This window comes from Pseudomonas fortuita, assembly GCF_026898135.2.
Classification (GTDB): Bacteria; Pseudomonadota; Gammaproteobacteria; order Pseudomonadales; family Pseudomonadaceae; genus Aquipseudomonas; species Aquipseudomonas fortuita.
This window is the reverse complement of record NZ_CP114035.2, coordinates 23,126-44,515: the sequence shown is the minus strand read 5'-3', so window position 1 is coordinate 44,515 and position 21,390 is coordinate 23,126. Positions and strand designations below refer to the sequence as shown.

The window sequence follows — 21,390 nt, the reverse complement described above, 5'->3', positions numbered from 1 at the left end:
TTGACAGTTGCGGGCCCTCTCTCCAGCAGGTGATTTGACCTTATGAAGTATTGGGTTATTTTCTTCTTTGTGCTGGCTTCGTTCCGCTCAGATGACGGCGAGGTCGCTCACATTGAAGAGACTGGTCATTGGTGTAGTCATGAACTTCACCGGCATGCGATGCGTACAATCGAACGCCTACTTGAATTTTAGGCAAAAAAAGGCGCCCAATGGGCGCCAAATATCCACCTTTTACCAAAGGAGCACTTAAGCCACTCAAGGTGAATTCGTAATGCTCGTTTTACTAATAGGACCAGTTAATGAATAACTGGTCCAGTTAGCGAATTACAGAATCGAAAGCGGGTACTCAATGATCACACGGGTTTCATCCAGATCCGATTCGAATGCAGTGGCACGTGTGGTTGCCTGGCGCAACCGGAAGGACAGATCTTTTGCTGGACCGGTTTGGACAACGTATTTGACTTCGACGTCACGCTCCCAACGCTTCTGATTGTCGAGCGGGTTGCCGTTGTCATCAGTGCGCATGTAGAACTGGTTAGCGTTCGAGTAATCCGCGCCCGAGCCTCTGGCGTAGCGGGTCATGAACGTCAGGCCTGGAATGCCGTAGCTGGTGAAGTTCAGGTCATAGCGCAGCATCCAGGAACGCTCTTTCGGCGAGTTGAAGTCGCTGTACTGGATGGAGTTGTCGACGAAAATCGAGTCCGACTGACGCAGGTAGTCAAAATCGTCGTCGCCGTTGTTGCGCTGGTGCGACAGGGCTAGGGTATGGGCACCGTAACGCACGCCGACCTTGGCACTCCAGATGTTGTTGTCGAATTCACCCAGGCGCTTCTTACCTTCATCTACGGCTTTGTAGTAGTTGAAGCCACCGATCAGCGCCAGATCGTCGCTCAGCGGGTAAACCACGCTGGTGCCGGCGTAGTACTGATTCCAGACGTCTTTCAGCTGGCTGGCGTAGACGCTCACAGTCCAGTTGTCGTTGATCGAGTAGTCACCGCCACCGTAACCGATCCATGGCGAGTTGACCGGGCCGCCGTAGAACGTCACGAAGTTGTCGTTCAGGTTGCTTGAGACCGGCTGGCTCATCGCATGCAGACGACCACCCTGCAGGGTGAGGCCTTGGATGCTGGTGTTCTCAACGGTCACGCCGCGGAAGCTTTCTGGCAGCAGGCGAGAGTCGCCGGATGCAACGACCGGAGTCGATGGGAAAACATCACCTACTTTCACGATGGTATCGAACAAGCGGACTTTGGCTGCGCCGCCGACCTTGGTGTATTCGTCGCGAGCTTCGCCCTTGTTATCAACGGGTAGCACGTCGAAGGAGCTACGGCCGCCGTTGCGCCCATCACCGGTGTCGAGCTTGAGGCCGATCATGGCGAAGGCATCAACGCCAAAGCCAACGGTTCCCTGGGTAAACCCAGAGTTGAATTTGCTGATGATCGCGTGCGCCCAGGCTTCGGAGTAGCCGTTGGTGTTGCCCTTGCCACTGTTATAAGTGGGGGCAGTGCTGTCGCGGTTATCACGGTTGAAGTAGAAGTTACGGTTCAGCACTGTAAGGCTGCTGCCTTCAATGAAGCCTTCTGGCTTGTCTTCTGCCTGTGCCGAAATAGCATAGCTTCCAGACAGCGCAGAAACTGCCGCCAAATACAGTGGTACTTTGATTTTCATCCGATGCTCCTTTGATTCACGGCAGTTTTTATTATGTTTACCGGCGCGGGTGTCGTTAATTGTTCTGACCAGGCGGCGCGCCTAGCGTAGCGCGAGCTCATATTTGCAGGCCGAAGATAACGGGGGGGTGATAGGAAAATTACAATTTCGTCATCTACCTGTTGTTCGGGCCTTCGCACCGCGTGTTTGCCATCTCCGTTGCTTGTAACGAAATCATCGTGTCGGGTTTGGTTTCCCAGTATTTTCGGGCATTACAGGACATTCTTACGGAATTGTAATTTTCTAGCCACCCCTCTGATAGCTACCGCTCATTAGAGTGCCATCACCTAATCAAGTGGGGCTTGGCAGCTGTTTCGGCGTTCTCGCCAAGCTTTATCGAAGTTTGTGCACGAGGACCATCAAAGTGCCCCGGTATAACCGCAATGTCTTACCCAAGACCCCCGTCTCGCCCTGGAAGATCGCTGCACTCTGTGCAGTCATCTCTGGGTTGATGGCGCCTGCAGCCCTTGCCCAAAGCATCAGCTTGCCCCAGGCGCTTTCGACGGCCATGGATGCCAACCCAGACCTGGCCGCGGCCAGGCAAGAAATTGGGATCGCTGATGGTGCTCGCAAGCAGGCCGGGCTTATCCCCAACCCCACAATCTCGTATGACGTGGAAGACACCCGTCGTAACACCAGCCAGACGACTGTCTCTCTCAGCCAGACCCTTGAGCTGGGCGGTAAGCGGGGGGCTCGTGTTGACGTCGCCACATACGGGCAGACCGCCGCACAGCTTGAGTTAGACCGTCGCGTTAACGGCCTGCGTGCAGATGTCGTCCAAGCCTTTTACGCCGCGTTGCGGGCCCAGACAGGTCTCGACCTGGCCAAGCAATCTCTCGAACTGACTGAGCGCGGTCTTCGCATCGTCGATGGCCGTGTTCGCGCAGGTAAGTCGTCCCCAGTGGAGGCGACCCGCGCTCAAGTGCAACTGGCCGAAGCCCAGCTGCAAGTTCGACGTGCAGAAACGGAAAAAGCGACCGCTTACCAACAGCTCGCTCAAATTACCGGGAGCTCAGTCACCGTGTTTGATCGACTCGAATCGCCAACCCTCTCCCCGGGCTTGCCACCTCGCACTGAAGATCTGCTGGCTAAGCTCGACCAAACAGCAGAAATGCGTCAGGCCGTGGTGCAGATAGACAAGAGCGATGCCTCGCTCGGCTCAGAGAAAGCTCAGCGTATCCCGAACCTTACTGTCAGTGTAGGTAGCCAGTACGACCGCTCTGTGCGCGAGCGGGTCAACACTGTGGGCCTGTCTATGCCTTTGCCGCTGTTCGATCGTAACCAGGGCAACATTCTTTCCGCTTCTCGTCGTGCAGATCAGGCCCGGGACCAGCGCAATGCTGTTGAGCTGCGCCTGCGCACCGAAACCCAAACCGCGTTGAACCAATGGTCCACCGCCATGCAGGAGGTCGAGTCCTACGACAAGACCATTCTGCCTTCAGCCCAACAAGCCGTAGAGACCGCAACCCGCGGCTTCGAGATGGGCAAATTCGGTTTCATCGAAGTGCTGGATGCCCAGCGCACCTTGATCGTCGCTCGTGGCCAATACCTCGAATCGTTGGCAGCGGCGACCAATGCGCGTGCGCAGGTGGAAAGGGTTTATGGCGAAGTCGGCTCAACCGCCGGCACTCGCTGAACGGGCCAAACATTTTCTTCGGCACACAGCCTTGAACAAGCCGGTGCCTACGATCAGCAGGAGTAGCAATGGATAACAAACGCAAGATCGCCCTCGCGGTAGCCGCTGTGGCAGCCCTCGGATTTGGCAGCCTTGCCTGGAACAACAGTTCCGGACAGCAGGCCGCCAGTACTGCCGAGCATGGCGCTAACGATGGCCATGGCGACGAAAAGAAAGCCGCATCTGCCGCCAAAGAGGAAGGTGATGAGGGCCATGGTGAAGAAGGCCACAGCGAAGAGGGCGGTGAAGAAGAGGGCAAGCTGACGCTCAGCGCTGAACAGATCAAGGCCGCTGGTGTTGCCCTGGAAGCTGCAGCGCCTCGTGACCTCGGTACCGTCGTGAGCTTCCCTGGCGAAATTCGCTTCGACGAAGATCGTACTGCCCACGTGGTTCCTCGTGTTCCTGGCGTTGTTGAGGCTGTCCAGGCCAACCTGGGCGAGACGGTCAAGAAAGGGCAAGTCCTCGCGGTAATCGCCAGCCAGCAGATCTCTGACCTGCGCAGCGAACAACAGGCCGCACAGCGTCGCGTCGAACTGGCGCGTGTGACCTTCGAACGTGAGAAGCAACTGTGGCAGGACAAGATCTCTGCAGAGCAAGACTACCTCCAAGCACGCCAAGCGCTGCAAGAAGCGGAGATCTCCTTGGCCAACGCCAAGCAGAAGGTCGGCGCAATCGGTGCCTCGGTTAACTCCGTTGGCGGTAATCGTTACGAGCTCCGCGCTCCCTTCGACGCCGTGGTAGTGGAGAAACACCTGACCGTCGGCGAAGTCGTCAGCGAGGCGACCAACGCCTTCATCCTTTCCGACCTGAATCAGGTCTGGGCGACCTTCGCAGTTCCGCCGACAGATCTGGGCAAGGTCACGACTGGCCGTGCAGTGAAAGTCTCTTCGCCTGACATGAACGTCGAGGTCGAAGGGAAGGTGGGTTATGTCGGCAGCCTGCTGGGCGAGCAAAACCGTGCAGCTACTGTCCGCGTCACCTTGACCAACCCCAACGGCGCCTGGCGTCCAGGCCTGTTCGTAAACATTGCGGTCACCTCCCAGACCGATCGAGTTGCCGTAGCGGTCCCTGAGCACGCTGTGCAGACCGTTGAAGACAAACCTTCGGTATTCGTACGCACCCCAGATGGCTTTGACACCCGCCCGGTAAAACTGGGTCGCCGCGACAATGGGTACGTGGAAATCATCGACGGTATTGAAGCCGGCGCCCAGGTAGCAACCAGTGGCAGCTTCACACTCAAGTCCGAGCTCGGCAAAGCTTCTGCCGAACACGGTCACTGATGCGAACTGACAGGATGATTTCTCATGTTTGAACGTATCATCAGATTCGCCATCGAGCAGCGCATCGTAGTAATGATCGCCGTTCTGATCATGGCGGGTATCGGTATCTACAGCTATCAAAAGCTGCCCATCGATGCGGTACCCGATATCACCAACGTCCAGGTGCAGATCAACACTGCAGCGCCTGGTTACTCGCCCTTGGAAACCGAACAACGGATCACGTTTCCAGTTGAAACGGCCATGGCCGGTCTCCCGGGCCTTCAGCAGACCCGTTCCCTGTCTCGCTCTGGCCTGTCTCAGGTCACCGTGATCTTCAAGGATGGCACTGACATCTTCTTTGCCCGCCAGTTGATCAACGAGCGGCTGCAGGTTGCGAAGGAACAGCTGCCAGAAGGTGTAGAGGCCGTCATGGGTCCGGTATCTACCGGCCTCGGCGAGATCTTCCTGTGGACTGTTGAAGCCGAAGATGGCGCGGTCAAAGAGGACGGTACGCCGTACACCCCGACCGACCTGCGCGTGATCCAGGACTGGATCATCAAGCCTCAGCTGCGTAACGTCCCGGGTGTGGCCGAGATCAATACCATCGGCGGTTATGCCAAGCAGTTCCTGGTTGCGCCGGATCCAAAGCGCCTGGCTACCTACAAGCTGACACTCAATGACCTGGTCGCAGCGTTGGAAAGTAACAACGCCAACGTCGGTGCCGGCTACATCGAGCGTAATGGTGAACAGTTGCTCATCCGTGCACCGGGTCAGGTAGGCAATATCGAAGACATCGCCAACATCGTGATCACCAGTGTGGATGGTGCACCGATTCGCATCAGCAGCGTTGCTGACGTCAGCATCGGTAAAGAGCTCCGTACAGGTGCTGCTACTGAGAACGGCCGCGAAGTCGTGCTCGGTACCGTGTTCATGCTGATTGGTGAAAACAGCCGCACCGTATCTCAAGCTGTCGCCGCCAAATTGGCGGACATCAACCGCACCCTGCCAAAGGGCGTGGTGGCTGTGACTGTTTACGACCGTACCAACCTGGTTGAAAAAGCCATCGCGACGGTGAAGAAGAACCTGGTGGAAGGCGCGATCCTGGTTATCGCCATTCTGTTCCTGTTCCTCGGCAACATCCGTGCGGCTCTGATCACCGCGATGGTGATTCCGCTGTCCATGCTGTTCACCTTCACAGGCATGTTCAACAACAAGGTCAGTGCCAACTTAATGAGTTTGGGGGCACTCGACTTCGGCATCATCGTCGACGGTGCCGTGGTTATTGTAGAAAACGCGATCCGTCGACTGGCTCATGCGCAACATAAGCATGGCCGCATGCTCACCAAAACCGAACGCTTCCACGAGGTCTTTGCCGCGGCGCGAGAAGCTCGCCGGCCGCTGATCTTCGGTCAGCTGATCATCATGGTGGTGTACCTGCCGATCTTCGCCCTCACCGGCGTCGAAGGCAAAATGTTCCACCCGATGGCCTTCACCGTTGTGATGGCGCTGCTGGGTGCAATGGTCCTGTCCGTTACCTTTGTTCCTGCAGCTATTGCCATGTTCGTCACTGGCAAGGTGAAGGAAGAGGAAGGCGTGGTCATGCGCACAGCTCGACTGCGCTATGAACCGGTTCTGCAATGGGTGCTGGGACATCGGAACATCGCTTTCTCGGCCGCAGTAGCCTTGGTCGTGCTCAGTGGTTTGCTGGCAAGTCGTATGGGTAGCGAGTTCATCCCAAGCCTCAGTGAGGGTGACTTTGCGATGCAGGCCATGCGTGTGCCTGGAACGAGCCTCACTCAATCTGTCGAGATGCAGCAGCGTCTGGAGAAAGCGGTGATTGCGCAGGTGCCTGAAGTTGAGCGGATGTTCGCACGCTCGGGTACCGCAGAAATTGCATCTGACCCGATGCCGCCGAACGCCTCTGACGCCTACATCATGCTCAAGCCTCAGGATCAGTGGCCTAACCCGAAGAAGCCTCGTGATGAGCTGATTGCTGAAGTGCAGAAGGCCGCAGCGGGTGTTCCAGGAAGCAACTACGAGTTGTCGCAGCCAATCCAACTGCGTTTCAACGAGCTGATTTCGGGCGTGCGTAGTGACGTCGCTGTGAAAGTCTTCGGCGATGACATGGACGTGCTCAACAACACCGCCAACAAGATCGCGGCAGCGCTCAAAGCGGTCCCGGGCTCATCGGAAGTGAAAGTTGAGCAGACATCCGGCCTGCCGGTGCTGACCATCAACATTGACCGCGAAAAAGCAGCACGCTACGGCCTGAACATCGCGGATGTTCAGAACTCGATCGCTATCGCCGTGGGTGGCCGTCAGGCCGGCACGCTGTATGAGGGCGACCGTCGGTTCGACATGGTAGTACGCCTACCAGAGACCGTTCGCACCGACGTAGCGGGTATGTCCAGCTTGCTGATCCCGGTACCTGCCAATGCGGCACAGGGTGCCAATCAGATCGGCTTCATCCCGCTGTCCCAGGTCGCCAATCTGGACCTGCAACTGGGCCCGAACCAAATCAGCCGCGAGAACGGCAAACGTCTGGTTATCGTCAGCGCCAACGTTCGAGGCCGCGATCTGGGGTCCTTCGTTGAGGAGGCGACCGCATCGCTGGACAAGAAGGTGCAAATCCCTGCGGGCTACTGGACGACTTGGGGGGGCCAGTTCGAGCAGCTGCAGTCGGCTGCCAAACGCCTGCAGATCGTTGTTCCAGTCGCCTTGCTGCTGGTCATGACCTTGTTGTTCCTGATGTTCAACAACCTGAAGGACGGCATGCTGGTCTTCACCGGTATTCCATTCGCACTCACCGGTGGTGTTGTGGCGTTGTGGCTGCGGGACATCCCACTGTCGATCTCGGCAGGTGTCGGCTTCATTGCACTGTCCGGCGTTGCAGTACTGAACGGCCTGGTGATGATTGCCTTCATCCGCGGGCTAAGGGAGGAGGGACGAACGCTCAGACAGGCAGTCGATGAAGGTGCATTGACCCGTCTGCGACCTGTTCTGATGACAGCCTTGGTAGCGTCCCTGGGCTTCATCCCGATGGCTTTGGCCACCGGCACCGGTGCCGAAGTTCAGCGGCCATTGGCGACGGTGGTGATTGGCGGGATCCTGTCCTCCACCGCACTGACCTTGCTGGTACTGCCTGCCCTGTATCACTGGGCACACCGCAAGGATGAAGACGGCGACGAGGCCGAAGTGGTTAGCTAACAGCCTCCGCTAAAGAGAAGCCCACAACACGTGTTGTGGGCTTTTTTGTTTAAAGTGAAGTAGATGCACTTACCTTTCAAAATTGTAAGTTTCTCGTCATGCCGGTGATGCCTATGCATTGCTAAGGTTACGCCCGAGAAGTTTTGAAATTGAGAGGGTTTTATGAAAAAGCTAATTATCGCTGCTGCACTTGTTGTTTTCTCGGTGGCTTCGCAGGCCAACACTTTCTCCGAGAGCAAGCAGCTTCAATACACCAAGGAACACCAGACCGCAGTGGCCAAGTACGCGGAGAAAAATGGCAAGCCAATGCCAGAGATTCAGGATTACAAATATGGCATGAAGATAGACGTTGCGAAATTCGTACGTCAGTCGCAGGACCCCCGTACCTGCCAGGTCTATCCACGGTTGATGACCTTCGAGGACTCCCAGGGCACGCTCAAGACTGTTCGTTACTCGATGTATTCGCAATGCATCAACAACAAGTAGTAAACGATTTGAACAGAACAATTAGAGAATTCATAAATGCCAGGCAGTGCCTGGCATTTTTTATTACGCCCGATACCCCATAGCTTCGAAATGTTAACGCCTGGGCTCGGGCAAACCGTGCAATAGATCTTAGCCAACCAACAGAGACGGCTCCCCAACTGCAGAGGGCAATTGGAAGCCTTGACCCCAGAAGGGACGAGTTATGAAGAGTTTGCTTGAACGCCCTGATGACCAAGCCGGGCATGAAGGTCATAGCCATGAGCATGGCGGCATTTTTGGAATGAACACAGAGCTGATTTTCGCGCTGATCTGTGGTGCTCTCCTGGGTGCCGGAGCTCTCGCAGGAAAACTTGGCCTGATTGATCGTCTGCCTCTGATTCTGTACGTGTCGGCCTACGTGTTCGGTGGATGGTTCACCACTAAGGAAGCGGTTACCAACATCCGTCAGAAACGCTTCGAGATCGACTCGCTGATGCTTCTCGCCGCAGTCGGTGCCGCGAGCATCGGCGCCTGGGCGGAGGGGGCTCTGCTGCTGTTCCTGTTCAGTCTGGGGCATTCCCTTGAAAGCTACGCGATGGGGCGGGCCAAGAAAGCGATTGAGGCACTGTCCAAGCTCGCACCAGCCACCGCGATCGTACGCAGAGCAAATGGCACGGTGGAGATGCCCGTGGAGCTGCTGGTTCCCGGTGACGTTGTCATCGTGCGCCCCAATGACCGCCTGCCGGCCGATGGTTTTGTAGTCGTAGGCTCCTCAAGTATCAACCAGGCGCCAGTAACCGGTGAGAGCGTCCCCGTGGACAAGCAACCTGTTCCTGATGCCGAACTCGCACGCAGCAAGCCAGATGCAGTGGATGCAGCCTCGAAAGTCTTCGCCGGTACCATCAATGGCGAAACGCTCATCGAGGTTGAGGTAACACGGCGCTCTACGGAGAGTACCTTGGCGCGGGTCATCAAGATGGTCAGTGAAGCCGAAGTCAGGAAGTCACCGACCCAGCGATTCACGGACCGCTTCCAACGCATATTCGTCCCGTTGGTTTTACTGCTGGTAGTCGGGCTGCTATTTGCCGGCATTTTCCTTGACGAGCCGTTCCGTGACTCGTTCTACCGGGCGATGGCCGTACTGGTTGCAGCCAGCCCCTGCGCGCTCGCGATCGCTACACCAAGCGCCATTCTCTCTGGCATCGCCAGGGCAGCCCGAGGTGGCGTGCTGATCAAGGGCGGTGCGCCACTTGAAGAGCTTGGATCATTGAATGCCATGGCATTCGACAAGACCGGTACCCTGACCGAAGGGCGCCCACGTATCACCGATGTAATACCCATAGGCGGCACGCAGATCGAGGATCTGCTAAACGTCGCCATCGCTGTGGAGTCGATGAGCGACCATCCGCTGGCTGCGGCAATTGTGCGTGACGGTGAAGAGATGATTGGCACACGGCGCCGATTCCAAGCCAAGAACATGAGCAACATGATTGGCCGCGGCGTGCGTGCTGAGCTTGATGGGCAGTTCGTCTGGATTGGCAAGGTCGAGATGTTCGGTACCAATGGTATTCCCGCACTCAGCAAGGCAGCCCTGGAGGCTGCGGAGCGTCTACGTCAGTCAGGCCGTACCACCATGGTGGTACGGCGTGCTGACAAGGATCTGGGCGCTATCGGGCTATTGGACACACCCCGGGAGGGGGCCAAAGAGGCACTCCAGAAGCTTAGAGAGATGGGCATCGAACGCATGGTCATGATTTCTGGAGACCACAACCGCGTTGCAGAGGCTGTAGCCAAACAAGTTGGCTTAGATGAAGCGTGGGGAGACCTGATGCCGGAAGACAAGGTCAAGGCCATCAAAAACCTGCGCCTTAGCGCCAAGGTGGCCATGGTGGGTGACGGCGTCAATGATGCCCCTGCCATGGCCAGTTCGAGCGTTGGTATCGCAATGGGGGCTGCTGGATCTGATGTTGCCCTGGAAACGGCTGATATCGCGCTTATGGCTGACGACATCAGGCAACTCCCATTTGCGGTGGGGCTGAGCCGTCACACGCGATCGATCATCCACCAGAATCTGTTCGTCAGCTTGGGGATTGTGGCCATCCTGGTTCCGTCCACCATCATGGGCTTGAGCATTGGTGCCGCTGTTGCGATCCATGAGGGCTCCACACTGTTGGTCGTCTTCAACGCCTTGCGCCTGTTGGCCTACCGCAGAAGCACCTGATCCCTGAGCTTCAATCATGAAGCTAAGCAGGGAAATGACCTGAAGTAGAAGTACGGGTCGTGCGCGATCAGCGCACGACCCGTACTTTTCTCTCACTCGTCGATCCCGATGCGCTTGAGGCTTTCAAGGGCCTTTCCGCACTCAGGTGAGCCATGCCGTAAGCCGCAGGCCAATGCAGCTTTGAGGCTCATGACACCGGCTACGAAACCGACTTGATTGCCGACTCCGTGTCCGTCCGCAAATCCCTGATCATACGCAATCTCGACAAGCGCATTGATCGCCGCCAGGGTGTCCTGTTTGTTTTTACTCTTTTGCATATCTACTCCGCGAGCATTCAGCTCATATCGCTCGGTTAGGTGGCGGCGCCTTCAGGTTTGGGGTGAGCGAATCCCGCTCCCATAGCCAATCCCTAACGGGGGGCTCAGCCCGCCACCGTAAGGAAAATCAGCTATTGAGAGCAGATGACTCGTTTTGGTCACCCGTGCTGCTCGCCTCACCGCATTGGCACTGAGTGGGTACATCCGGGTAGTCGCTGTGATTCTCAATGAACAGCGTTCGGCAGGTTTCGCACCCATAGATCCGGGGCAGGGATTTAAGGCCGCTCGGAAGCACGTCACTCAGAGGCTCGTTATGCCAAGGAGCCCCGTCAAGGATTCTTGAACGCAGGATGTTTCCCAGGCGCCAGGTGTCACTTTGTGCGCGCCAGGACCACATCGGCGCAGAAAGCGAATACTGGATGAAGGTCTCTTGTGACTGCCTGGATAGCGGGTACTTGGGGCGGGTCCAGCCGGAATCGATGATGCTGAACCCCATGCCCATTTCTGCGCTCGGGTGGGTCTTTTCACCAAAGAAACGGTCATGCGTCGCTGGAGCCGTCGCATGATGGTCAGTCGGTGGGAATACCCACAGATAACACTCATCCCGGTTGACCATGCTGATGAGCTCGCTTGGCCCCCGCATGGGGGAATTTGCAGCCAGGGCGAAGCGATCCTTCCACGACATTTTGGGAGGCGGCGCAATACCAGCAGCGATGGCCAACGTGGCAGTCTTGGGGACGAAGCGATCGCCTAGCTCGTTCAGATCCAGGTTCTTGCAGAGAGCCTTGAAGGCCTTTTTGCGAGTCTTCGAGCTGAAGGAGGGGTCAAGGAGCAGGCGAACCTGGTTCACGCCGATTCCCGCAGTTCGTAGCACCTCAATGACTTCTTCAGCCACACCGACTGCTTGAAGATCGGTCAATCCTAAGCACGTTTTCGCCCGCTCGACCGCCGCGTAGAGGTTGTACTGCCGTGTCTCGTTGTCACGACAGACCTGAATTGGCAGCTTGTCTTGGATGGCAACTTGCGGTGCAACGGAGCCGATGGCCGCGTGGAACAGCTGGTGGAGGTGCAGATGAGAGTACGGGCGGCCAGAAGCCGAGAACGAGGCGTGCAGCTGAGCAGCGAGAGGTTGAAGCAGCTTTTTTGCAGACATGACTATCCCCTAATGAGCGACGTTGGGGTAGCTGCGCTTGTAGGGCCGTTAGACGCGAAGCTGGACGTCGAATCAGGTTCAATCATGAATAGGAGTCAGGTTTGATTTGCTTGCACGGCCACCATGCAAAGCCCGACGCGGCAATCACATCAGATTCGCCGAGCTTTGGCAAGAGCGGTCATCGGTAAGCGAAAGCAGGTAGGAGGAGGGCGCTCCATGCTTGATCACCTCCAGAAACAGGAAAGCCGGAAGCACGTTGAGCGCTTCCGGCTTTCTCACGTCAGACTGATGAGAGGGATCAGAAGACGTATTGCAGGCGGGTCACGATGGCATTGCCGCTGTCGTCGCCCACGGTGTTCTCGTTGTTGTCGGTGCGCACGTTGATGTAGTTGGCACTGACTTTCACCGCCTCGTTGACGTACCAGTTCACACCCACCGTGTGGCTCTTGGCCTTGCGCTCGTTCGATTGGTCCGCCGCGGTGACCAGGTTGCCGTCTTCGACCTTGATATCGTCAAAGCGGTAGAAGACTTCCCAGGCCCCCAGTTCCTTGTTCTCTGGTTTGATAGTGTCGAACTTGGCACCATCGAGCTTGTAGATACGCGGCTCGCCGGTCAGGGTGTAAGCCATCTGGGCGTAGTAACCGGAGGCCTTCATGTCGTTGTTGGCCTGGTCAGCTTTCAGCTTGCGGCGAAGGTATTCCGCTTGAACCGAGAACGGGCCGGTGGCCCAGGCACCTTCGAGACCCCAGACCGAGTCGTCCTTCCACAGGCCATCTTGTGCAGCAGCACCGCCAAACAGCATGCGGTTGCCGTTGGTGCCGGCATCGCCGCCGCCATTGGTATCTACACCGCGGACGCCCAGACGCGAACGAATCCGGGTATCGACCGCACTGTTTTTGAGGTCGCGGTAAGCGTACTGAGCACCGACGTGCAGGACGTTGCCATCACTGTGCAGCGGTGCGAACACGCCACGTACGTTGTAGCGCTTGGTGCTGTCGCCATCCGAGTTGTTATTGGTTTCGCTGAAAACGCTACCGGAAACATAAGCCATGTCAGCGATGGTGCTGGTGGCTTGAACACCCATGCCGGCGTTGTCGTTGATCCAGTCCGCCAGGTCGTACGAGAGGTTCCGCTCCATGGCGGTGGTCCACTTCGAACTGGTGGCTTTCTCAAGACCGAAGTCGGTGTAGAAACGGCCAAAGCGCAGTTGCACCGGCTTGAAACCCGTGTAGGTCAGGCTGGCTTCGTCGAAGTAGCCGTCGGAGTCGTTGCCCGTGTTGCGGGAAAGGTCGTAGTTGAGCTGATACTTCCAGTCGCGGTACAGCACGCCACCGAGCTCAAGGTAGGCGCGACGGAAGTAGCCTGCGTCAGCGGTATCGCCATTCTTGGTGAAGACACCATCGAAACGGCCGTAGTCGGCCTGAACTCGGCCGCCCAGTTTGAAACTGAATTCCTTGTCAGAAGTCGATACTTCAAGACCGCCCTTGGTCTTCAGAACGATGTCAGCTCCGTCAGTGGTTACTGTTCCGGAGAATGCTTGCGAGGAAAATGTGCCTATTATTGCGGCAGCCAACAGCTTTTCCCGCATGTTCGAAGAACGGATCATTGCTTGCCTCTCGTATGTTAAGTGCTTAGCTACCGACGTTATATTTCGCCCTGCGCCGGCCTAAATTTATCTTGCAGATGGGAGCAGGCCACGGTTGTCACCCGCTGTAACAAGATGCCTTTGTTCTAAGCACTCTGACTAGGTTGCAAGCGAATATGACAGTTGTGTTTCTGTAGTGTTAACGGAGGAGTTTGAAACCTAACAAAACTGTTACCGAACAAGCCAGTCCTTCTTATCAAAGAAGCTCTTCTTGATCAATCTTCGAATTTCCAAAACCTGCGGATTGCGGACAAGCTTCGTTTTGATAACAAGATAGACATCTTTCTCCTCCAGGTCGTCCAGGAAACCCGGCACGGGTAGGATATTTCTCTCCAGTTTTCGGCTGTAGTCGGGCAGCACTCCAATACACGCACCGCCAACGACAAGGCCTCGTGATAGGTTGTAGCTCTTGACCCGAGTGGTACCGCCCTGATGCTCAGCCATTATCGATGCCCACTTTCGTGAGCCCGCCAAGATCTCTTCATCCCAAGGGACAACGAGCATGAAGTTGTGCAAATCCAAGCTCTCCACTGGAAGGGTGACGCTTCTTGAATAGCGGCTGGAAATGAACAGGGCGTGCCCAATCCGGCCAAGCCTTTCAAACCTATACGTAGGATGGCGATCAAGCGCGCCTTTATCATCTGGGCTCACCAAAGCGATACCCACATCGACTTCACACTCAGAAAGCATCTGCGTTGTGCATTCTGAATGGATTTCCAGCTGCATTTCGGCATGATCACGCACGTAGGCGACTAGATCGCGGTTTACGATGTCGTTCAGCACTGGCTCTGTGATCGCGATGGTAAGCCTGGGGACTTCCTTTTCACCGGACTTGCCAAGGCCGTCTGGGCCGAAGAGCTGGCACAGGTAATGGCTGACCCTCTCGCCTGTGCGGGTCAGGGCAAGCTTGTTGTGTTTGTAGACAAACACGGGAGCACCAATGTGCTCTTCCAGTTTCTCCAAGCGTTTCCGCAGGCCTACCACTGGCACATTGAGCCCTCGGGCAGCCTGTTTGAAACTGGCACAACGTGCTGTTGCGAAAAACTCTACGGCCAGCTGATCATCAATTGGCAAATCATCCAATATGTCAGGGCTGTAAGGAACAACGCTGCTTGTATATGTTTCATTTTGTGTAACCATTAGGTCCCCCTTAATTCGGGGAATCTATCTCAATGCCACCCGGTGTTTCCTTATCTTGTCAACATTGTAATCCACGGGTCATGCATGCGTTATCGGAAGGCTTTTATTTCGAAAGCGTAATTTTCAGGCAATCCCTCTGATATTGTAGCGTGCTAGCCTAGTGCGCCGACTTGTTACTTACCATATATAGATTCGGCTAATTACGCATTTACATTTAGTTCACTATTTTTTCACCTTTGCCTCCATAGGCTTTGGGCATGGAAAATCAAACCCCACCTCTTACTACCTTACTGATTCGTTATCTGGGGATCGGCTTCATAGCAACGGGAGTCCATTATGCGGTGTTCCTATTGCTGGTTACGACAGAATTCGTTACTCCGTTACTGGCCAGTATCTGTGGCGGCATGGTTGGCGCAATCGCGAGCTTCATTGGAAATAGGGCGCTCTGTTTTGTGGCAGATGGCTCTCGTAAGTTTCAGCCTGTCAGGTTTGCACTGGTCGCGTTAACCACAAACTTCGGCAATGGCGTGGGTATGTGGTTCCTCATCAAGTCGAATCTGTCACCGCTCATCTCCCAAGTCGTAGTGACCTTAAGCCTCACTGCACTTGGATTCATTGCACATCGTTTTTGGACATTCAATCATGCAGACATTACATCGCTTTCCCGAGCGCCCTGATCCCTTGTTAACCATCGTGGTCCCTTGCTTCCAGGAAGAGGAAACCATCCCCGAGTTCCACCAGCGAATCACCCGCGTGGTGAAGCGCTTACCCGTCTCCTGCGAAATCCTCTATGTCGACGACGGCAGTAATGACCGGACGGCCGACATTCTTCGCCACTATCAGGATGGGTCATCTGTACGTTGCCTGTCCCTGAGTCGCAACTTCGGCAAAGAGGCTGCACTGAGCGCCGGGATAGACCATGCCCGTGGCAGTGCGCTGATCTTCATTGATGTCGACCTGCAGGATCCACCAGAGCTCATCGCGGCCATGGTGGACTACTGGCAACGCGGCTACGACGTGGTGAACATGCAGCGCAACCTGAGAATCGGTGATTCGTGGTTCAAGCGCATGAGTGCCCGGGCTTACTACTGGGTCATGCAGCGCCTGGTGGAGAAGGTGGACATGCCGGCCGATGTCAGCGATTTCCGATTGATTGGGCCTGCGCCGCTGGCAGCCCTGCGGGCCCTGGATGAACGCTCCAGGATTCTCAAAGGCATGATCGGCTGGGTAGGCTTTCGTACCATCGAACTGCCCTACAATCGCACTGTTCGCCATGCCGGGAGCACCAAATGGAATGCAGCTGGCCTGTTCAATCTGGCCATCGAGAGCATCGTCAGCTTCTCTCGCAAACCACTGCGCATTTTCAGCCTCATCAGTTTCGGTCTTTTCGTCTCCAGCATCTGCTACATGCTTGCGTCGCTTGTGGCAGGCAGTTTCGACATCCATCACCTGATCGTCGGAATGGCTTCATTCATGTGCGTCGGTGTCGCCATGGTGGGGGAGTACCTGGGCGTGACACTCGCGGAAGTGAAGCGCCGGCCTCTCTATTTCCTGAAGCACAGCAACAAGGCAGATCCCGTGTCACTCCACCCTTCGATGGCTTCGATCGAGGGTAAGAAATGCTGAACCTGAAGAACGAGAGGACGCTGTGGTGGGTCCTGGGTTCGATTTTGCTATTGCGTTTGGTGGGGCTGGGCATCTACCCGCTGATGGACACATCTGAGGCCCGTTACGCTGAAATGGCTCGCAAGATGGTCGAGTTGAATGACTGGATCACGCCCATGTTCGACTACGGGGTACCGTTCTGGGGCAAGCCTCCGTTGTCCTTCTGGACCCAGGCCGCGAGCATGACGGTCTTCGGCGTTAACGAGTTCGCTGCGCGCTTCCCAGCGTGGCTACTCCACCTGGCAAGCTGTTTCATCATCATCAAACTCGGCACGCAGCAGATTTCTCGTAACGCCGGCATCTGGGCTGCCATTATTTTTTCCAGCACCACACTTGGCCTGGTCTCCAGCGGTGTTGTGCTGACTGACCCTGTTTTGTCGTTCTCGATTCTGCTGGCCAGCTACGGTTTCTGGCGTTGGATGAAGTGCGCCAGCAAGGCGGATGCCTACCTGATGTTCGCAGGTCTCGGGCTGGGCTTGCTTGCCAAAGGGCCGCTGACCCTGGTGCTTATGGGGGCGCCGGCATTCGCCTGGTTCGTTATCTACAAGGAATGGGGACGGGTACTGAGGCTTCCCTGGATTAGCGGCCTTGTACTCATGTTCGGTATATCCGTGCCATGGTATGTCGCGGCCGAGATGAAAACGCCCGGCTTCATGGAGTACTTCTTCGTTGGTGAGCACTGGAGCCGCTACGTCGTCAGTAACTGGGCAGGGGACCTCTATGGTAGTGCTCATGCCAAGCCGTACGGCAGCATCTGGATCCAGCTCGGATTGTCGCTACTGCCATGGGCCTTGTTTCTACCACTGTTGATCCGCAAGCGTGGATCGATGCAGCGCTTCCAAGCCTACCTCTGGCTGTGGGCCTTGGCGACACCGGTCTTCTTCACATTTGCAGGCAACATTCTGTGGACCTACCTGCTACCCGCGCTGCCAGCGTGGGCATTGCTGCTGTCTGCACGGGTCAGCGAAGTTAGCCCGAAGACCACCTGGGCTGCCGCTGCGAGCGCATTGGTGTTGCCAATCATCGGTGCGGGCATCATCTACGCCGGGGTACTAGAGGAGCGCCCTCAGAATCAGCGGGATGTGGTTCAAGCCTGGCTCAATGTGCAGTCTGCTCATTCCGCTCCCCTGATCTATCCTGGCCGCCGCTCATACTCGTCGGAGTTTTACAGCAGCGGGAAGTCCGAGAACATCAAGGATCCTGCCAAGTGGCCGCGGGATGGCTCGTTCTATCTGTCCAGGCGCTTGCGAGACAGCAAGGATGGTCTGCCCGCTGATCTAGCTTGCACATCGATCACCGAAGCGAACGCCAGCCAGCTCCTGCTGTGCCATTGGAAACGCCCCGCACAAGGTGCCGAGGGTCTGGCCGGAGAAAGCAATGCGGAAACGCCTCGCAAGAACGAAGGCTAAATTCCAAGCACAAAAAAGCCAGGTTTTACCCTGGCTTTTTTGTCGATTTCTTTCGTCATTTGAAGTCCTATTTAACCGCCGATTAATTGTCGGCTTGTTCCTTACCATCCTTGCTTTCTTTCTTTTGCTCTTGAGCGACTTGTTGTTTGTTCTGGTCCGAAGAGTCATCGCTCCATAGGCGAGCCTGTTCGGTTCGGAAGTTCTCGTTGAACTGTTTCGTTCGCTCGAAGCCGCCTTCAGCGTAAGCGGTACCCATGAGACCCAGCAGCAGGCTGCCAATAGCGATAGATTTGACAAATTTCATTGTGAACCTCGGTTCATACTAGGCCAACCTGATTAGCGGCCTTTGTTGGTTTGTAGTTTAGGAACGCGAAGCTAACGACAAGGTGAGTCAATAATTACAATTCCGTAATTTTGGCTGCAGATAGGATGCGTTAAATCTTCAAATCTGGAAGGATCATGTCTATCTCGGCACTGTCGAGGGCGACTTCGAATTTTCTCTTAAATTACAATTTTGATATCTAGCGCGTTAATTCAGCGCGGCGTTGTTGGCCGCCCTAGGAGATAGCCATGAATGACATAGAGCCCTGGGCAGTTGCTATCGGTGACTTTCGCCGCTGCACTGAAAAACTCACTGTCCAGCTCGATGAGCTGACCTCGCAGACGCGCACCTCCAGCGCTGTTCTGGAGAGGTCGAACGAACTGGTGGAGCAGGTGGACGCTGTCGGCCGGCAGATTCAGGAGGAGGTGCGAAAGGCGGAGAAGGCTTGGTCGAACGCGGAGGAGGTTGCCTTGCGCGCCGCTGCATCAGCGTATTCAGCTGCATGCCGCGGAGTCGACACCGCCATCCAGCCACTGATCTCGGAGCTTACAGCAGCGACAAAGGCGGCGGACGCCTCTATCCAGGAGCTCAAGCGGGCACCGGTGCTGGCCAAGCGTTATGTGATGGTGGTCGCCACGGCGTTCTTCATTCTGGCGCTGATCTGTGTCTACTCGACCATGCGCCTGATCGATGCCGCCGGCAGCGTAAGTGCTCAAGAGAAAGTGAATGCTCAGTACTTCTCACACCTGTGGAAAAACGCCAATCCTGACGAACAGAAGATTATTAAGTCGGTGATTCTGCGGTCGCCCATGGACCCTGTGGTCCTTCGGCACTGATGCATTGAGGCAAACAAAAGGCCCGTCGATTGACGGGCCTAATCGTGTCTGCGCAATTTAAGCGGCGGTCATTGCCGGCTGCATTTGCTGGGCTTCCGGAAAGTGAAGGTGGAACCAGGTGAAGTTTTCTTCGGTCACCTCCACGCTCGCCGATCCCTGGTGCAGACTCATGATCGACTGCACAATGGCCAAGCCAAGACCGGTACCGCCTTCGCTCCGTGCTCGGCTCTTGTCCACACGGTAGAACCGCTCAAACAAGTGCGCGTGGTGTTCCTTGGCAATACCACGGCCGGGGTTGCCGACACTCAACGTCGTACCGCTCGCACTATGCTGCACCTTAACGTAGACCGTGCGGCCGCGAGGGCAGTAACGGATCGCGTTCGAGACCAGATTCGAGACGGCACGTTGAACCATCAGGCGATTCCCGCGCACCACGTCATCACTGCCGGAGATCTGCAGCTGAATCTCGCCTTCTTCTGCTGAAATGCTGAAGAGCTCGCACACTCGCTGAACCTCGTCGACCAAGGAGACGGATTCGAACTCCACCATTGATGCTGGATGACTGACCTGGGCCAAGAACAGCATGTCGGAAACCATGCGGCTCATGCGGTCCAGCTCTTCTGTGCACGACTCCAGAACCTCCCGGTACTCGGAAAGCGATCGTTCTCTGGTCAAGGCAACCTGGGCCTTGCCCATCAGGTTGGAAAGCGGTGCTCGAAGTTCGTGAGCAAGGTCGTCAGAAAACTGCGAGAGCTGCTGAACCCCATCATCCAGGCGAGCCAGCATGATGTTGATGCCGTCGGCGAGCATTTTGAGTTCTGCCGGCATCCCATCAGTTGGAAGGCGATGGTCGAGGCTCTCGGTTGAGATTTTCGAGGCGATCTTGAGGAACTTGGTCAGTGGTAGCAGGCCTCTGCGCACAGTCCACCAGCCAATGGCCAAGATCAGTGCGAGGATGACGGGGGACATCATCAAGGCCCAGGTCAGCAACGCATCGAGCAGCGCCTCACTGGATGACTGGTCCATGGTCATATAGACGCTGACCTCTGTTCCATCGCCCAAACGCATGATTCGAGAAGCACTCAGCAGAGGACGGTCCTGCGTATCACGCCATTCGTGCTCTTTGGGCTGGGCCGCCGGCTGAAACTTGTGCACCTCCAGATTGACCTGTTTCGAGCCAATCGAGAGCAGGGGAGTCTGATTCTGTGAGGTATCGAATATGCTCACATACAGGTTGTTGTGGCCCATGACCAAATCGACAAGCTGATGCGCATCCGCGTTGACGCCGGAGATGTCCGGGATGGTGGACAGGTTGTGAGCCATCCCCGCCATCTTTACTTCCAGGTCTGCTCTGGCATTTCTTTCCAGAGCCTTGCCTACCATCAGATAGCCAAAGGTGGCGAACAGAAGCAGCAACGCTGCGCTCATCAACCCAACTTTTAACCCCAGCTTTGCAGCCAGGCTGAATGGCCTCATGCGCGTTCCTCAAAAACGTACCCAACGCCACGAAGCGTGTGAATGAGCTTGGTTTCAAACGGGTCATCGATCTTCGAGCGCAAGCGCCGGATGGCTACATCGATGACATTGGTGTCGCAATCGAAATTCATATCCCAGACCAACGAGATGATCTGAGAGCGAGTCAGCGCTTCGCCCGTTCGGCTCATGAGCAGGTGCAGAAGCGCAAATTCCTTGGTGGTGAGATCGATGCGTGTGCCACCGCGGAAGACGCGATGGCGGACGGAGTCGAGTTCCAGATCGGCAATTTTCAGCGAGCTCTTCTCGACTAACTCATCACCACGGCGTTGCAGCGAACGGATGCGAGCAAGCAGCTCAGGGAATTCGAATGGCTTCACAAGGTAGTCATCCGCGCCGCCGTCCAAGCCCTTGAGCTTGTCATTGATGCGTCCGCGGGCGGTCAGCATGATGATGCGGACCCGGCTGGTCTTACGGATGGTTTCCAGCAGGTCCCAGCCGTCGATACCCGGGAGGTTCACGTCCAGGAGGACCAACGAATAGACATTAGTGTTGAACAAGTGCAGAGCATCTACACCGTTGTGCACGATATCTACGACATACCCGCTTTCGGATAGGCCCTGCTGAAGATATTCGGCAGTTTTAATTTCGTCTTCCACAACTAGAACGCGCATAACTTATCTCAAGGTGTGAGGAAGGAGTTGGCCTAATCCGCCAAGATTATGGTTGCAGGCTGTTCGAAAGTTTGGCTGAGGGTATGGCATGTGGTAGTCGCTACCTCTGTCCATACGCCGGGTCACCTGAGGACGCTTGAATCTTAACGCGAAGAAGCTGGCCGCGGCGAAATCCTACAAATTTGTAATGTAGCCGCAAGATTTCTGACAGTCATGCAGGCT

Annotated in this window: 17 protein-coding genes; 9 read left to right on the top strand and 8 right to left on the bottom strand. The window is 56.1% G+C overall.

Annotated elements, in window-relative coordinates:
* Positions 1-324 precede the first annotated feature (324 nt).
* On the bottom strand, positions 325-1,668 hold the full coding sequence (locus OZ911_RS00190; RefSeq protein ID WP_003253422.1) for an OprD family porin: 1,344 nt from the start codon (positions 1,666-1,668) through the stop codon (positions 325-327).
* 403 nt (positions 1,669-2,071) lie between these two features.
* Between OZ911_RS00190 and OZ911_RS00185 the strand changes: the two genes are divergently transcribed.
* The 5 genes from OZ911_RS00185 (at position 2,072) to OZ911_RS00165 (ending at position 10,534) form a co-directional block, all read left to right on the top strand.
* Positions 2,072-3,343: a TolC family protein gene (locus OZ911_RS00185; RefSeq protein WP_010951456.1), complete on the top strand. Its 1,272-nt coding sequence runs from the start codon at positions 2,072-2,074 to the stop codon at positions 3,341-3,343.
* Between the two features lie 68 nt (positions 3,344-3,411).
* On the top strand, positions 3,412-4,662 hold the full coding sequence (locus OZ911_RS00180) for an efflux RND transporter periplasmic adaptor subunit (RefSeq protein WP_010951455.1): 1,251 nt from the start codon (positions 3,412-3,414) through the stop codon (positions 4,660-4,662).
* A gap of 24 nt (positions 4,663-4,686) precedes the next feature.
* Positions 4,687-7,848 (top strand): CusA/CzcA family heavy metal efflux RND transporter, encoded by a 3,162-nt coding sequence (locus OZ911_RS00175; protein ID WP_010951454.1) that lies wholly within the window; start codon positions 4,687-4,689, stop codon positions 7,846-7,848.
* 162 nt (positions 7,849-8,010) lie between these two features.
* The gene (locus OZ911_RS00170) at positions 8,011-8,334 is read left to right on the top strand and encodes a DUF2790 domain-containing protein (RefSeq protein WP_003253432.1); all 324 of its coding nucleotides are present in this window, start codon (positions 8,011-8,013) and stop codon (positions 8,332-8,334) included.
* A gap of 202 nt (positions 8,335-8,536) precedes the next feature.
* On the top strand, positions 8,537-10,534 hold the full coding sequence (locus OZ911_RS00165; protein ID WP_010951452.1) for a heavy metal translocating P-type ATPase: 1,998 nt from the start codon (positions 8,537-8,539) through the stop codon (positions 10,532-10,534).
* A gap of 92 nt (positions 10,535-10,626) precedes the next feature.
* Here OZ911_RS00165 and OZ911_RS00160 read toward each other — a convergent pair whose 3' ends face one another.
* The 4 genes from OZ911_RS00160 to OZ911_RS00145 form a co-directional block, all read right to left on the bottom strand.
* Positions 10,627-10,851 carry a hypothetical protein gene (locus tag OZ911_RS00160; protein ID WP_010951451.1) on the bottom strand — a complete coding sequence of 75 codons (225 nt, stop codon included), beginning with the start codon at positions 10,849-10,851 and terminating at the stop codon, positions 10,627-10,629.
* Positions 10,852-10,978: 127 nt separating this feature from the next.
* Positions 10,979-12,004, bottom strand: a complete 1,026-nt coding sequence (locus tag OZ911_RS00155; protein WP_011953109.1) for a hypothetical protein — start codon at positions 12,002-12,004, stop codon at positions 10,979-10,981.
* Positions 12,005-12,302: 298 nt separating this feature from the next.
* Complete coding sequence (locus OZ911_RS00150; protein WP_009395904.1) at positions 12,303-13,610, bottom strand: OprO/OprP family phosphate-selective porin; 1,308 nt, start codon at positions 13,608-13,610, stop codon at positions 12,303-12,305.
* A 210-nt stretch (positions 13,611-13,820) separates the two neighbouring features.
* Positions 13,821-14,789 carry a LysR substrate-binding domain-containing protein gene (locus tag OZ911_RS00145; protein WP_011953108.1) on the bottom strand — a complete coding sequence of 323 codons (969 nt, stop codon included), beginning with the start codon at positions 14,787-14,789 and terminating at the stop codon, positions 13,821-13,823.
* 257 nt (positions 14,790-15,046) lie between these two features.
* On the opposite strand from OZ911_RS00145, the gene OZ911_RS00140 reads away from it, so the two are divergent.
* From OZ911_RS00140 to OZ911_RS00130, 3 genes are read left to right on the top strand one after another with little or no spacing between them, the layout of a single operon-like run.
* Positions 15,047-15,466, top strand: coding sequence for a GtrA family protein (locus tag OZ911_RS00140; protein ID WP_010951446.1), 420 nt, complete (start codon positions 15,047-15,049; stop codon positions 15,464-15,466).
* Positions 15,432-16,415, top strand: a complete 984-nt coding sequence (locus OZ911_RS00135; RefSeq protein WP_010951445.1) for a glycosyltransferase family 2 protein — start codon at positions 15,432-15,434, stop codon at positions 16,413-16,415. Before OZ911_RS00140 ends, OZ911_RS00135 begins: the two co-directional genes overlap by 35 nt.
* Positions 16,409-17,863: an ArnT family glycosyltransferase gene (locus tag OZ911_RS00130; RefSeq protein ID WP_268968539.1), complete on the top strand. Its 1,455-nt coding sequence runs from the start codon at positions 16,409-16,411 to the stop codon at positions 17,861-17,863. The genes OZ911_RS00135 and OZ911_RS00130 overlap by 7 nt, the downstream gene beginning before the upstream one ends.
* 82 nt (positions 17,864-17,945) lie before the next feature.
* On the opposite strand, the gene OZ911_RS00125 is transcribed toward OZ911_RS00130, so the two are convergent.
* The gene (locus OZ911_RS00125) at positions 17,946-18,167 is read right to left on the bottom strand and encodes a hypothetical protein (RefSeq protein WP_010951443.1); all 222 of its coding nucleotides are present in this window, start codon (positions 18,165-18,167) and stop codon (positions 17,946-17,948) included.
* Between the two features lie 266 nt (positions 18,168-18,433).
* On the opposite strand from OZ911_RS00125, the gene OZ911_RS00120 reads away from it, so the two are divergent.
* The gene (locus OZ911_RS00120) at positions 18,434-19,021 is read left to right on the top strand and encodes a hypothetical protein (protein ID WP_010951442.1); all 588 of its coding nucleotides are present in this window, start codon (positions 18,434-18,436) and stop codon (positions 19,019-19,021) included.
* A gap of 57 nt (positions 19,022-19,078) precedes the next feature.
* Here OZ911_RS00120 and OZ911_RS00115 read toward each other — a convergent pair whose 3' ends face one another.
* Entirely contained in the window at positions 19,079-20,497 is a 1,419-nt protein-coding gene (locus tag OZ911_RS00115; RefSeq protein WP_011953107.1) for a heavy metal sensor histidine kinase, read from the bottom strand.
* The gene (locus OZ911_RS00110) at positions 20,494-21,168 is read right to left on the bottom strand and encodes a heavy metal response regulator transcription factor (protein WP_003253457.1); all 675 of its coding nucleotides are present in this window, start codon (positions 21,166-21,168) and stop codon (positions 20,494-20,496) included. Before OZ911_RS00110 ends, OZ911_RS00115 begins: the two co-directional genes overlap by 4 nt.
* Positions 21,169-21,390: the final 222 nt, after the last annotated feature.